Source organism: Dyadobacter sp. 32 (genome assembly GCF_902506755.1).
GTDB lineage: Bacteria > Bacteroidota > Bacteroidia > Cytophagales > Spirosomataceae > Dyadobacter.
In genome coordinates this window covers 5,379,959-5,394,099 of sequence record NZ_LR735258.1, presented here as the reverse complement: position 1 = coordinate 5,394,099, position 14,141 = coordinate 5,379,959, and the positions used below count along the sequence as shown (strand labels likewise).

Genomic DNA, 14,141 nt, shown 5'->3' with positions numbered 1-14,141 from the left:
TATAAAACGCAAAAATAGCCCGTTATTGAATTTATCAAGGGTATATAAACGGCCTCGTGCCTCAGCCGCCCTTGACAAATCCAATAACAAGCAAAAAAGCATTTGAAATCGAAAAGAAAAATTAAATTTGAATAAACTTAGATGGCCAGACAGAGTTTAAATTACACTCCCTTTACGGAACCGCCGACCATCTGATTGGTTCCACTCTCATCGGTCCATGTCTGCTGCTCAACCAGAGTGCTCAATATGTTGGCATTTTTCAGATCTCTAATACTTTCGGCCGATTCTCCTATAATACCAGAAAACGTATAATCATTCACATACTTGTTCTTTTGCGTTATCATTTTGCCATTGCGCCAAGTCTTAGTTTCTGATGGCAGCCCAATGCTATTGTAAGTGTACTGAATAGAATCTGTTATGAAACTTGTTTGGTTTCCTGTATCGTACTGATATATATATTCTGATTTCGGTTTGTATTGATAAGCGTGGTAGCCATAAGGAACACCCAAATAACCGATTACGTTTTGGGTTATTGGAGCAGAACCTGGTGAGCCCGCAGTTTGAATTGTGAAACTAAACTGCGACGCTTTTGCGGCCCTGATAAAACTATTTGACAACTTGCTATAAGAAATACTTCTTTTACTTAATATTCTCGAAGGAACTTGACTATCATACTTTTCCTCATACAGCAATTTGCCGCGTTCAATTGACTTGTCGATTTGCGGGTCATAAATATTCCCCTCTGTACCCCACTTATCCAGTTCTGAGGTGTAGTCATCCATATGATTTCCATCCTCGGATTCGTAATTGGTATATTTGTAAACAGTGTGACTTTGGTCACTATTTGTTTCTTTAACCTGCCTATATCCAATATGACTTCCTAAACTATTGGCAGTCATCGGTAGGGTGTTCGAAATCTTAAAAAAGTTTCTTGCATAGGTGCCTGCAAGACTTCCATTCTTGTTAGCAAGTTTAATGACCGACAGCCATTGATATTGGGGAAGTCCATTCCCAATTCCGCTGGAACCACCATTATATTCATAAGAGTAAGACTTCTCAGTTACCGTACTTCCTGTGTTTACTATTTTCTTGATCCGTAGGCCGCCTACCCCTTGTGCACCGGAAGGTGTGAGTGCTAAGCTTCCATTCGGATTTATTATTTTGTATTTATATAAAGAATGTGGTTCATAAATAAACTCAGTTTTCCCACCTGTGGGGTAGATAATTTCTTTTAAGCTACCTGCATTTAGGACCTCGATATTTGATGAAGGTTGTTTGTGATTGAAGTAATTATCTTTATTTGCCTGGATATCAATGTCGATAGCTTTGAAGTCGGTATTATTGTTGTAAAAGCCCCAATGGTCTGTTTGATCATATTCGTCGAGATATTCTGGCAGGCTGTTTTCATTATAGTAGCTGAGATTGTAATTCTCCTTACACGTGCCATTTTTCGCAGTAATGCTTTTTAACATCAACCTCTGACTTACTACGTTATTGTAACCAAATTCAAAGTTTTGAATAGTTTTGTTGTCATTGTCTTTGACTACAAGGCTATCTAGTTTTTTCCAGCTGAGGTCATTTAAGATGTATGGAATTTGTTCAGTCAATGACTTGCTTGCGATTTCGGTTGGATTTATATTTACAAAGTACTTGAAAATGTTATAAAGATTGTCTTCTTCGCTGGTGGCTTGCATCCCTTCAGGACTTTCCATCCAATCAACATATCCCTTAAGCACTCTAGAAGGATATTTCAACTCTGTAGAATTGGAGGTGCGAAAGTCAACTGTTCCCTTAGAAAACGTTACTTTGTTCAGATAAACAGGCCTAATAAGACTTCCTGAATGCTTCTTCAAGCGACCCGATTGAGTTGTTATCTCCGAAAATTCTCCACTAGAACCTGCTACACTATAGCTCATACTTCCAGTATGAAATGAGTTACTAAAAGATGCGATGAATTTACCTTCATTGTGTGGTCCATATGCAAAATTGACAGAGTACCCCTCTGGTGCTTCAACCTTGGTTAAGAACCATGTATCTGCCAGCCAAATATGCTCCCATTCGTTAAAAAAAGAAGTACTGTATTCTATAGATGAACTTGTTCCACCAAAATAGAATTTCATGCCATCCGAAGCAGTTATCACGAAGCCCCGAAAAGTGTCTTGGAGCGGATACGGGGGCAAATGCGGACCCGAGATCTCGCTTGGAACGGCAAGCAGACCCAGATCCTCAATTTTCATTTCCGAATCCGCAATAACCTGCCATTGGCCCTCATGATTTCTATAAAATTTACCGGAATATCCCAAGCAATTGAACGAGAATTCATCTGGTTCAGTATCATAGTAAAGGCCCGCATCAATTTTTGCTTGTATAATGTTGGTCATTCCCGGTGCAGAGTTCCAGCCTATTGCACCCAATGCATTTGTATGGTGATTATAACCGTACTTCCCTGCATTTCCACTTGCTACAATCCAATGTTCATCGTTAGCACCTTTAACCGTACGTGTAATCGCGCCCCCTGCATTTAAATTCCAATTCAGTCCAACCCATCCCGGATGCTGATTAACCCTTACACCGGAGGCGTGGTAGCTAAGGCTAATTGGCACCTTGATTTTACCCTCTTCAACAGTGTAGATTGGAATGTCAACGTTTGGAGTACCAGTATAAAGTGAAACCGGTATTTCTCCGTAAAGCCCTAAACCCGCAGCATTAGGGCTTGGTATATTTACTTCCGATTTGGGATACTGCGCATAAACAAACGCTCCGCTCGAGAACAACAGTACCATCAGCAATATAATCCCGTATCGAAAGATAATACCTCTTCCTGACCGCATTGCAGCTAAATTCATTTTTTTCATCATGAGGGTAAGTTCATTTTTTTATTTTGCCTGACGTTCACATCAGGGTTTTACAATACTTTTAGTTGTGTACTTATTGCCTTCTTTTACGGTAATCAGGTATGAGCCAGGATCTTGTTTGGACAAATTGGCGCCGCCTTGGTAATATCCGTTTCGTAATGATCCGGTACTGCTTTCAATGATCCGGCCCTTCAGATCGGTAATCTGTATACGAATACTTCCCTCGGATGCCCCGCCTCTATAAGCAAGCTCAATGGGGCCTGTCGCAGGATTCGGATAAACTGCAATCGAATAGGCCTTCTTTAACGACAGGTTTTCCGGAATAAAAGCACAACCCTCCTGGCTGCTTGTCGATATATAGGTGTCGGTGTAACAACCCGATGGAGCAAACACGCGCAGCGTAGCTTCGTATGGTTTATCTGGTTCCAAGTTTGTTTCAGCAACAATTGCACTGGAGCTTATTGAATTTGCCGTGGTGTAGCTGGCTGTACCATCGTAATGATCATTTTGTACAAGATCATACTTTTGACCTTTGTCATGCCCAGTCAGTGACACCTGAACCCGGTTATCAAAACAATCTATTTTAGCGGCGGTTCGGGGCTTGTCATTACACTGAAATCCGGCATCTAGGTTTTGGATATGCTCGCCAGGGTTGGTTGTGGTAAATGCCATGGCCGCATATCCTTTTGGATTCGCTATCGCATCATTGTCAATTTCTACGAAATTGCCCTGTTTTACACTAGTCAGAGTCAACGTACGATTTGTCTGGTTTAATGGAATTCGAACCTCATATGCGGTACGCGAGGAGATGCGCTCTTTTACATTCTGGTCATTGAAGCGGTAGGTGCCGGTTTCGTCTGAGATGGTGGTTCCGATCAATTGGTTATTCCTGTACAACTCCAGTTTGACACCAGGCAAAGCTGGTTCGTCGGCTCCTTGTATTCCATCGCTGTTATTGTCGAGCCATACCCGGTCGCCTACTTCAGTTGAAGGCAGTACGGTAGCAATTTCTATATCGCCCACGTTGTTGGATTTCCAGAAGTAACCTGGCTTCATACCACTTGGGAACAGGGACAAGGCACCCGTAACTGCACCGGTTTGATTGTCAAACCATTTCACGCCACCGGTAACGGGCAGATCGGGCTCCCTTACGGAAACAAGCAGACTATTGTCATCAGGCATGAGGGCAATCCCGCCTGCGGCAGTTTCGTGGTGCCAGGTAATGCCCGAGCTGGTAAAAAAATCACCCTGATAAAACTCACCGCCACCGGGACCTTCTCCATTGGACTGCCCAACGGAAACCCTGGCTCCTGCCTGCCCGTTCTGCTCTACCTGAAAATTATTTTTCGCCTTCCCAAGCCGCAATACATCTCCTCCTGAAAGCCCCCTGCCCGTCAGGAACGAACCTGTTGCATTCGGGCGGTACAGTTGCACATCTCCCGTTTGGTGTCCCAGCCGGTCCATGAGGCTCACGATCATCGACCCGTCCGTATCAAATTCGATATCAGCCAGTATCGGTTGCGGATAGATCATCCAGCCCGACTGTTCCGGCACTACGGTCTTAAGGTAATCGTCCGTCCAGGGATACCATCCCGTTACGCCATAATCCAATACGCCACGTTTGTAGTTCAACGAGAAATGAACAACCTCTTTGAATTTGGGCTCTTCCTTTCTTCCCTTCGTCCCTTCCTCCCAATCTCCATCAATTACATACACATAGGCTTGCAGATCCTCCGCTTTTTGAGATTGCTGTGCATCACAAACTACCCCCACATAGACCTTTCCATTGTAATACTTCACAGCAAAAGGCCGGGCTTCGCCACCTTTGAGGGAGTTGAATGGAAGCGGGAAGCGGGTAACTGACAAGGGGTTTGGGGCATGGGGGCCATCGGATTTCAAGCTGATGCGGTACAGGTGCTTGTCGTAAAGATTGATGGTGTACAGATATCTGCTGTCATCGGATATATCCAGCCCTCCCAGGCCCACTTTCCCTACCTGCGAAAACATCAGGGAGTCATGGCTGGCCACCTCCCAGTCACTACTCAGGTCGCGTTTCAGTAAGTGGTTGCCTGTTGAAAAGCCCAGCGCATCCAGATTCACAAAGGGCTTGGTCTCATTTCCATTTATATCTGTAGCATAAATACCTCCTGATCCCTGAGTGCCCAGCGCACTGAGCCGTTTGGCAATGGCGGCTGAATATAACACCTGATGCTGGCGGTCATAGGCAAGACCCCAGATAGACCCCGTTTGCCCGAACGAGGTCAGCGGCATGTATTTTACACTATCCTCCGGATGGGCAGGATAACTCACCAATGACGACATAGTATTTAACCTACTATTTTCCAGACTTCCCAAAGCATAAACAGCCTGAATGGCTCTGGGTTTTGCGGCAGTAAAGCGGGATGGGTTATAAAGAGGTAATTGGATTTGGGCAGGAGCGGCGGCAAAATAGGTAGTTGAGCCGCCTGCGGAAGGCACAAAGCCCTCAGGCAAGTTCGAAAAACTCACACGTAAACGACGTCCGGCGGGTACATCCAGTACATAGGCTCCGCTGGCATCCGTTGTGGCAGAGGCAACGAGTTTGCCAAGTCCATCATAAGCTTCAACGCTAACCTTTCCTTGCATAATTTCGGTTGCCTCAATGATTCCCTTGGCATTAAATGCCTGCCATGCCTTGCCGGTTATTTGCGCTATTGCATTCTGGTGGTCAAGTCCAATAACTGTGAGCATAAGTGTAATTACATATTTTATTTTCATGGTAAGGAGGTTTTACCCAATCAATGATATTATAGTTTATTTTTTGAAACTTTTAAGAAACTAACCACTAGACTTGATTGTTGACACTTAGGATATACAACGCAAAAACGGGAGTACATTAAATACGGACATTAACACGAGTAGATGTATTAACACTATGTTTTAGTATTTTAATACATCAGCCCAGTTTTAAAAAACTATACCCCTTGTATATAGAATTTTTTAATTATAAAATCAATTCTCTGTACTACGTCAAGAGTTCTGAATGATGCATCTTTAACATTTTTCTTTCCTGCTTAATGGTATTTACATGAATAACAAATTCTTCTCTATAAATAATAGCTTCTTGTAAGCCTTGAATCCATAAATCCAATTTCCCATACCAAGTTTCAAACATTCTCATATTCCAAAATGTACTGGCCTTTTTAATATTATTCAATACATTTATAGTTTGATTCTCATTTCCTACGTACAATGCTGTATAAAATCTTAACTCAAACAATTTCGCTTGCTGGGCGGAATTTGATTTTACTAATATATCGTCAAAAAGACGACATATTAAATCATCCATTTTTTTAAAATAGATGTCTTCACTAAATAAAATTGGAACTTGTCGTTTTATATTTTCTATTACTTCATTGAAGTAAACGTCATGATTAAGATAAGGAATAGAGAACTGCATTCCTTTTTTGTTATATATTTCCATTAGAACTACTGGGCTATCTAAGCATTCTTTTAAGTCCTTTTTCCACAATGGATATATTACAAAATATGGCCGGTAATTTTCCACCTTTGGCAGATTTATCAACTCAATACCAATAACTAAACAACCAACTATTTTATAAAATTTATTTTGAGTGAATGCCGATAGATCGGGAACAGAGCTCAACCATTGCTCGGCGATTATTTTTTTTATTTCTTTATTTTTGTTTGACATATTTAAGGCCTGATTATTTGTATTGGTAATTGGAAATTTCTGGTATATTTCTGAAACTGCGTAGGGCGCATAACAGCCTTTCCAAACTTAAAATCATAAATAATTCCATTGGTTTTGTCAAGAACGTCTAAAAATCCGCGGTTATTTACTCCATTGTTAAAATAATTATTGGTTAGTAGACCTCTATTTCCATAAAGACTTTGGTAACGATCAATAAGCGAAGTTGCATACTGATGTTTCTTTGTTCCAGCAACACCTCCCGTTTCGCCGATTGCCCTCTCCGCCAAAGTTGCTGATTTTTGAATCAACTGTGAATTAGTGAGGCCGGCCTTGGCTACCTTAAACAAACTGACAATTTTTCCAGCTTTAAGAATCGCTACCTCTCCTGCCCCCACTTCTAACGCAATACTTAAACCACTTATGAGATTTTGTTCATGCGGCTGAAGTCGCGAATCTGCATTTGAAAGGGTACCTTGTTCTCTTTGGGGGATTTGTACTGCACCATTCGCTATCTGCGGGGTAACCGTACTCTGCGCCCTTTCTGTTGCATCCGCTTTTGCAACGTTTTGCGGGCAATTTGGAGGACATCCTCCTCCGCCAATTCCGTATTCCTCCTTTGCCTGATCAAACCCAACATTCTCGCCTCGTTCATTTATGTAGGCACCCGTTTTCCAATTGTAAGTTGTCCTCATCCCATCGGGATCAATCATCAGAATGGGATTGTCGTTTCCATAGACAAAGGGTGAAAATTCTCGAGAGATTTCTGACAAAGGATCCACCACTCCCCATCTCCCAATCTCCGCCATATACATCCTGGCCCCATAATCCAGCCAACCCGTTTCGGGCTGCTTCTCCTTACCATTGTAAAGATACTTATTAGCCGCATCATTGCCGTCCTTTACAACCGGCAATCCAAAGGCGTAGTATTGTGTTTCTTGCAATACCTGCTGGTCCTCTTTCAATACCTGGCGCACGTTGCCCAGGTGGTCACGGATGTAATAGTTGAGCTCATAAGTTCCGCTACTATTGCGTACCAGCTGTCCTTCTTCCAACCCTATACGAAGTAGCGTACCGTTAACTGTATATTCAAATGCACCCGCATAAAGTGTTCCTGCGGATGGGGAACTCATCTTAAGTTTGGAGCCGGATGCGTCGTAGGTGTATTGCACGGTGCGGCTGGGGCTGGACAGGACAACCTGAGCGGGCAGGTTCAACAGGTTGTAACTTATGGCTGCTCCTTTGGTACCGTCAGCGGTCATGTTGCCATTGTTGTCGTATCCAAAACTACTTGTACCCGTTTTTACCCCGTTGTTATTGGTGGAAGCATCCTCAACGGAGAAGAGCCTGTTACCCCAGGTGCTGTAATTATAGGTGAGGTTATCCGTCACTGCACCTGAGCACATCGTCATTGCCAAGCATAAATTCTTATCCGGATGCACAAATTACCATTTACAATCGACGGGGAGAAGTGGTATTTTATTCCAAAGGTTATCAATCTCCTTTTGACGGGAAGGTTAAGGGATTGATGCAACCATCCGGAGTCTATGTTTATTCAATAAAATTGGATGAAACATCGGCAATTAAAAATGGCACGCTGATGTTGCTCAATTAATGAACGTGAAAATCTATTGGTGAAGAACAAATGTCCATATTGTCATTGAATACGACTACGCAGATCAGACCCGCCACACCGGAAGATGCGGACCAGGTAGCTCCGCTCATGATTCTGGCGTTGGGGCATATTGCGGGCATTTTTGCCAATTCTGATCAAAATGAAGACGCAATACCTTTTATGAAAGCATTTTTCCGAAGGGATGATAATCAATACAGTTATCTTAACACACTGGTTGCCGTTCATAAGGAGGATATCCAGGGATCAATAACCGGCTATGATGGCGCCCGGTTGCATGCGCTCAGACAACCTGTGCTGGATCAACTCAGAACCTCCCGGCCTGGTTTCACCCTGGCCGACGAGACCGAAGCCGGCGAATACTATCTCGACTGCATCAATATCAACAAAAAACACCAGCGGAAAGGGATCGGAAAAATGCTGTTGAATGCCTTTTGTGAACGAGCCCTGTCCTCAGGATTTAAACGGGTGGGACTGATTGTGGACACAGAGAATCCGGAAGCAAAACGTTTTTATGAAAACCTTGATTTTAAAATTGCGGGTCAAAAAAAATTCATGGGTCACCGGTATTTTCACATGGTAAAAGAAGTACTGTAGGTCATACAAAAAAGCAACCATTGACGCTATGAAATCACGGCTCGTTTCGCTGGATGTCCTTCGGGGACTCACCATTATGCTCATGACGGTCGTCAACAACCCCGGTGACTGGGGCCATGTTTACGCGCCGCTGCTTCATGCAGAGTGGCACGGATGCACTCCGACGGATCTTGTATTTCCGACCTTCCTGTTCATCGTTGGTGTTTCCGTGGTTTTGGCGTCGCCCAATAAGGATTCCGGCCCCGCTGCCCTCCAAAAGATCGTTACCCGAACCTTGCGGATTTTTTGCCTGGGTTTGTTTTTAAGTTTTTGGTCAAAAATAAATATAGGCGGTACAGAAGGCCTTGCACTACTGGCTCTTCGCCTTGCATTTACCCTGCTCATTGTCATTGCGTTGTTTTCAGAATATCACCCAAAACGTCAGTTCTATGTTGCCCTGGCCGTTTTTGTTTCGATGATGATCGCTGCTTTCGGCGGATTCAGCGACTTTGAAACAGTAAGGATTCCGGGTGTATTACAGCGGATTGCGATTGTGTACCTGATTATCAGTCTGCTATATCTTCATTCCGGCTGGCAGGCACAAGCGCTCACGGGCTTGCTGTTGCTCGTGGGTTATTGGGCGATCATGACGTTGATACCGGTGCCTGAAATGGGCACACCCAATCTGGATAAAGGTACCAACATTGCCGCCTGGCTGGATAACCTGCTTCTGCCTGGTCACCTTTGGGTTACATCCAAAACCTGGGATCCGGAAGGTATACTCAGCACTTTGCCCGCCATAGCCACAGGCATTGCAGGCTTACTTACAGGCACCTTACTGAGGGCCAATCTATCCGGAACTGAAAAGTGGCGGTACCTCTTTGTAGCAGGAGTCCTGGGCATTGCCGCCGGACTGGCCTGGCATGTAGTGTTCCCGATGAATAAAGCGCTCTGGACCAGTTCGTTTGTGCTGTATACAGCCGGCATGGCGCTGGCAGTATTGGCAATTCTATATTTTTTCATCGATGTCAAAGGCGTTAATGGCTGGACGAAACTGTTCGTCATATTCGGGGTCAATCCCATGGTGGTTTTCTTTTTCTCCGGAATCATCCCCCGGGTACTCAGCAGCATCAAAGTGGCCCATCCGCTGGATCCCAGTCAGGCTGCCATGGGCTTACAGACTTTTCTTTACAAATTTTATTTAGAGCCCCATTTCAGTGACCCCAAAAACGCCTCTCTTGCCTACGCACTTATTTATCTGAGCTTCTGGTTTTTGATTCTGTACATACTTTTCAAAAGGAAATTAATCTTCAAAGTCTGACCCGTGCCCATTTCACAGGGAGTCAATCATTTTCATTGACGGAATTTTATCTAAATTGCTTCTTTAAAATTTTTTAATAAATCAATTTCCAGATGATTCACAGAAGAAACTTCATAAAAACAGGAGCACTCGCCGTGGCAGGGGTGGCCACATCCACCTGGTCATTTGCTAAAAATGCGGCCGATTTTCCGGTGGTTCGCATTCCGGCCAACAAGCGGAGCTTCACTAGCGACGCCGTAGAAGCGACAATCACCCGAATGAAAAAGGTTATCAAAGATCCTGAGATCGCCTGGTTGTTTGAAAACTGCTTCCCCAATACCATCGACACCACGGTGCAGTACAAGCCCATAGACGGGAAGCCTGATACGTTTGTAATTACGGGCGATATTGACGCCATGTGGCTGAGAGACAGCACAGCGCAGGTTTGGCCTTACCTTCCTCTGTTGAAAGAAGATCCACGCTTGAAAGACATGGTAGCCGGGTTGATCAACCGGCAGACAAAATGTATTATCATTGATCCTTATGCCAATGCATTCTACTACCGCCCGCAAAAAAGCGAGTGGACCAGCGACCACACGGAAATGAAGCCCATGTTGCATGAACGGAAATGGGAGCTCGATTCACTTTGTTACACCATTCGGCTGGCCTATCATTACTGGAAAACCACTGGCGACACAGCACCGTTCGACGCGGACTGGGTGAAGGCCATGCGGTTGGTATTTCTGACCTGCAAAGAACAACAAAGGAAAGAAAATCGCGGGCCTTATAAATTTGGGCGAACCACGGCCTGGTCTACGGATACGGTTCCGGGCAATGGCTACGGCAACCCGATCAAGCCAAACGGACTTATCGTGAGCACATTCAGGCCATCAGATGATGCGGCCGTGTATCCTTTCTTCATTCCTTCCAATTTCTTTGCCGTGGTGTCATTCCGCCAGGTTGCCGAATTGCTGGAAAAGGTTGCACGTCCAGGCAGCATGGACAACAAGCTGGCAGCCGATTTCAAGGCACTGGCACTCGAAGTGGAAAACGCCCTGAAAAAACATGCGGTTTACAATCATCCGCAGTTCGGGAAGATTTATGCTTTTGAAGTAGACGGCTTTGGCAACTATCTGCTTATGGATGATGCCGGTATTCCGGGCCTGATCAGCATGCCCTACCTTGGTGCTGTGTCTGTGAAGGATCCGATTTACATCAACACCAGAAAATTCGTCCTGAGCGGCTCCAACCCTTATTTTTTCAAAGGTAAAGCGGGAGAAGGCTTAGGTAGCCCGCATACCCTGATCGACCAGATATGGCCCATGGGTATCATTGCCCGCGCGATTACCTCCACCAACGATGCCGAGATCGAAGCGCAACTAAGGCAGTTGAAAAACACACATAACCACACCGGCTTTATGCATGAGTCCTTCGACAAAGATGACGACTCGAAGTTTACCCGGAAGTGGTTTGCCTGGGTCAATACGCTTTTCGGTGAACTGATCCTGAAGCTTGAAAAAGAGCGGCCTCATTTGCTGGCGAAGGTTTATTGAGGAACACTTCGTTAAGTTTTTTAGACAAGTCTTCGGATTCCTGGTTTTTCATTTTTCAATCCACTGTTGAGGAAAGTTTCAAAACTACCCTCAACAGTGGACAAATCAAACCGACAATACTGCACAACTAAAGATCACCAACATCTCAACTGATCCGGAATGCATTGATGAAAACAACCCTCATAGCCATATCAGTACATAGTGCCATTACCATTACTTTGTATTTCCTACTGAACCGGTATGGAGTATTCACAGCCGTCCCCAACCAACAAAACCTGCTTAACTGGGATGCAAACTGGTATTTTTCGATTCTGAGCAACGGCTATGTTTTTGTGCCCTATGAAACTTGTAACCTGGCCTTCTTTCCAATGTTTCCCTATTTCTGGAAGGTGCTTGGCGTTGATCCGGTTTACATGAGCCTGGTCAACATTACCATTTTTTTTGGCTCGTTGCATTTCCTCTTAGAAAAGTATAAACTTCCGGTATTATCCATTTTGATTCTACTGTCTGTCCCATCCCTATTATTTATGGGCCTCCCTTATTCTGAGGCTCTTTTTTTTGTGTTTTCAACCATGATCCTGAAAGGGTACGAAACCAACAGGCCGAATCTGCATAGGATTGGTTTCTTTTTCGTTACCATGATCCGATCCGTATCACTGATTTTCATCCCAGCCATTGTGATCACCGAATTACTGGCAGGTGACCCCCGGGAAACAATTTCAGCACGTATAAAAAAAATCACTCCCGACGTCCTTTGCTGCCTTTCCGGGCTGATGATTTCGAGCTTCACCCAGTATGTTCAAACCGGCAAATGGTTTTATTTTCTGGAAGTTCAAAAATACTGGGGCAGGACGTGGCACATACCTCATTTCCCCTTAACCACCTTTTCTCCCGGAAGAATATTGGAATTGGATGCGATTTCATTCTGTATGGGCACCCTGGCTCTTTTCTTTCTGATGAGAAAGGCCTTTGAGTTTTTTTCCGGAGCAGCCTCAGGCGCCGCACAGGAATGGCGGAAAGAAGCACCGCTGATTTTTTCCTGCCTTTATATTACAGGAACCACTATACTGGATGTATGCTTTAGCCAGAGCTATAAGGAGATTACCAGCATTTCCAGCCTGAACCGGCACCTGCTCTGCACCCCATTTGCCCTGATTATGATCATTTATCTGATCAGAGATCTTGAATCCAGAAATTATTCTGTCATGTTTTATGCCATTATCCCACTCATCTGCTTTTATCTTACCGGCGTATTTCGTTACTACACTGCCCTCTTTTACGTTGCATTTTTTGCCAATGTAGCCATCATGAGATACTTGCCCCGGCTCCGGCTTGCTCCATGGCTATTTTACCTGATCAGCATGGCCCTCCAGCTCTATTTATATCACGATTTTCTGTTGTTTAAATGGATTGGATAAGTCCGTAAGTCCATGGAGTTAAAACGAAATAATAATTTTCAGATGTCAGCCGGGATTTTTGTACAGGAGAAATATTTTCCCATGACCATCAGGCCCAGTAGTTCTTCCCTTTTCTGATCCTCAAACTGCTTCACATAGGCATTGGCGTTAGAAATGATGCGTTCAGCCTGATCGGTGTTGGTGATGTAATGATGCAGGCGTTCTTCCAGATCGGAGTAATCATCCCTGATCAGAATGTAGTGATGGTCCGGAATGAGTCTTCCTTCCATAAACCAGGTTTCATATTTAGGCTTCGGCATGACGGCGATGGAGTTGGATGACATGATCCATTTGAGATTGGTCGCTACATCGTTGCCCTCAAGACTCAGGATAAATTTGTATTTCAAATGGGCACGGGTAGAAAGTTTGGGTTTAAGCCATTTAGCATTCCCCCCTACCCGGTTAACCTGCCCCAGATCACACATAGGGTGGGTGAAATATATGTCCATAAACCGGATTCGATGGGGCTGAGTCACAGATCCCCGGCCAATGAGCATGTTTTTTTTCTCTGCAAACTTCAAATCATCCTCTACAAAAAAGAAGTGACGCTTTTTGTCCATTTTTAACAGCACAGCATTGGCATTGTTGCTATGAATCGGTCTGCTTTTCTGAAATGTAGGCACCTCAGGAACGTGGATTACATCCATAAACAGGACATTCGCCAACCAATTCTGATCAAAATACCGGGCCGTTTCATAAAAATCAAAAAAGTATGCTTTCGGGCCTTTGATTTTCCGCATTTCTCTCAGCGGCACGGCACCCTGGCCCACCGTGATCGAACCTGAAAGTTTATTGTAATAATGGAGGCGGTCATTCATATAGGCGGCATCATACTTTTCCAATTCGGAAAGCCTGCTCCTCAGCGCCCTTTGATACACCTGGGAGGGAATCAGCTGTCGCAGAAAATTCTGAACGTAAAAGAGAATTTTATTCTTTTTAAGCGCTATTGTTATCTCTCTAAGCATATTTCCAGGGAAGTATATTCTAAGTAGTTGGCGGTAAAAATGCACATGATAAAAATTCGAATCGTTAATCCGTGTTCAGGCTGCGATTTTATAAATATTTAACAAAAACTT

10 protein-coding genes are annotated in these 14,141 nt (G+C 44.2%); 5 read left to right on the top strand and 5 right to left on the bottom strand.

Translation table 11 applies throughout. The annotated features are described in order from the left end of the window. Positions 1-161: 161 nt before the first annotated feature. The 4 genes from DYADSP32_RS22050 to DYADSP32_RS22035 all read right to left on the bottom strand — a co-directional run bounded on the left by DYADSP32_RS22050 (position 162) and on the right by DYADSP32_RS22035 (position 7,958). A complete protein-coding gene (locus tag DYADSP32_RS22050; protein WP_149240733.1) occupies positions 162-2,858 on the bottom strand; it encodes a hypothetical protein in 2,697 nt (898 codons plus the stop codon). 39 nt (positions 2,859-2,897) lie between these two features. Next, positions 2,898-5,612, bottom strand: coding sequence for an SdrD B-like domain-containing protein (locus tag DYADSP32_RS22045; RefSeq protein WP_149240734.1), 2,715 nt, complete (start codon positions 5,610-5,612; stop codon positions 2,898-2,900). A 247-nt stretch (positions 5,613-5,859) separates the two neighbouring features. Continuing rightward, positions 5,860-6,549 (bottom strand): hypothetical protein, encoded by a 690-nt coding sequence (locus DYADSP32_RS22040; RefSeq protein ID WP_149240735.1) that lies wholly within the window; start codon positions 6,547-6,549, stop codon positions 5,860-5,862. Positions 6,550-6,551: 2 nt separating this feature from the next. Further along, entirely contained in the window at positions 6,552-7,958 is a 1,407-nt protein-coding gene (locus DYADSP32_RS22035; RefSeq protein ID WP_149240736.1) for an RHS repeat-associated core domain-containing protein, read from the bottom strand. On the opposite strand from DYADSP32_RS22035, the gene DYADSP32_RS22030 reads away from it, so the two are divergent. The 5 genes from DYADSP32_RS22030 (at position 7,958) to DYADSP32_RS22010 (ending at position 13,026) form a co-directional block, all read left to right on the top strand. Then, entirely contained in the window at positions 7,958-8,161 is a 204-nt protein-coding gene (locus DYADSP32_RS22030) for a gliding motility-associated C-terminal domain-containing protein (protein WP_414617970.1), read from the top strand. The two genes, DYADSP32_RS22035 and DYADSP32_RS22030, sit on opposite strands and share 1 nt — an antisense overlap. Before the next feature lie 30 nt (positions 8,162-8,191). Next, positions 8,192-8,776 (top strand): GNAT family N-acetyltransferase, encoded by a 585-nt coding sequence (locus tag DYADSP32_RS22025; protein ID WP_149240737.1) that lies wholly within the window; start codon positions 8,192-8,194, stop codon positions 8,774-8,776. 28 nt (positions 8,777-8,804) lie between these two features. Then, entirely contained in the window at positions 8,805-10,076 is a 1,272-nt protein-coding gene (locus DYADSP32_RS22020) for a DUF5009 domain-containing protein (protein ID WP_149240738.1), read from the top strand. A gap of 92 nt (positions 10,077-10,168) precedes the next feature. Then, entirely contained in the window at positions 10,169-11,608 is a 1,440-nt protein-coding gene (locus tag DYADSP32_RS22015) for a glycoside hydrolase family 125 protein (protein ID WP_149240739.1), read from the top strand. Between the two features lie 167 nt (positions 11,609-11,775). After that, positions 11,776-13,026, top strand: coding sequence for a hypothetical protein (locus DYADSP32_RS22010; protein ID WP_149240740.1), 1,251 nt, complete (start codon positions 11,776-11,778; stop codon positions 13,024-13,026). Positions 13,027-13,064: 38 nt separating this feature from the next. Here DYADSP32_RS22010 and DYADSP32_RS22005 read toward each other — a convergent pair whose 3' ends face one another. After that, positions 13,065-14,030, bottom strand: coding sequence for a glycosyl transferase family 90 (locus tag DYADSP32_RS22005; RefSeq protein ID WP_149240741.1), 966 nt, complete (start codon positions 14,028-14,030; stop codon positions 13,065-13,067). Between the last annotated feature and the right edge of the window lie 111 nt (positions 14,031-14,141).

Coding starts and splice junctions, on each gene's coding strand:
- DYADSP32_RS22040 (WP_149240735.1), bottom strand. CDS start 6,549: ATGTCAAACAAAAATAAAGAAATAAAAAAAATAATCGCCGAGCAATGG.
- DYADSP32_RS22050 (WP_149240733.1), bottom strand. CDS start 2,858: ATGATGAAAAAAATGAATTTAGCTGCAATGCGGTCAGGAAGAGGTATT.
- DYADSP32_RS22020 (WP_149240738.1), top strand. CDS start 8,805: ATGAAATCACGGCTCGTTTCGCTGGATGTCCTTCGGGGACTCACCATT.
- DYADSP32_RS22015 (WP_149240739.1), top strand. CDS start 10,169: ATGATTCACAGAAGAAACTTCATAAAAACAGGAGCACTCGCCGTGGCA.
- DYADSP32_RS22045 (WP_149240734.1), bottom strand. CDS start 5,612: ATGAAAATAAAATATGTAATTACACTTATGCTCACAGTTATTGGACTT.
- DYADSP32_RS22005 (WP_149240741.1), bottom strand. CDS start 14,030: ATGCTTAGAGAGATAACAATAGCGCTTAAAAAGAATAAAATTCTCTTT.
- DYADSP32_RS22035 (WP_149240736.1), bottom strand. CDS start 7,958: ATGACGATGTGCTCAGGTGCAGTGACGGATAACCTCACCTATAATTAC.
- DYADSP32_RS22010 (WP_149240740.1), top strand. CDS start 11,776: ATGAAAACAACCCTCATAGCCATATCAGTACATAGTGCCATTACCATT.
- DYADSP32_RS22025 (WP_149240737.1), top strand. CDS start 8,192: ATGTCCATATTGTCATTGAATACGACTACGCAGATCAGACCCGCCACA.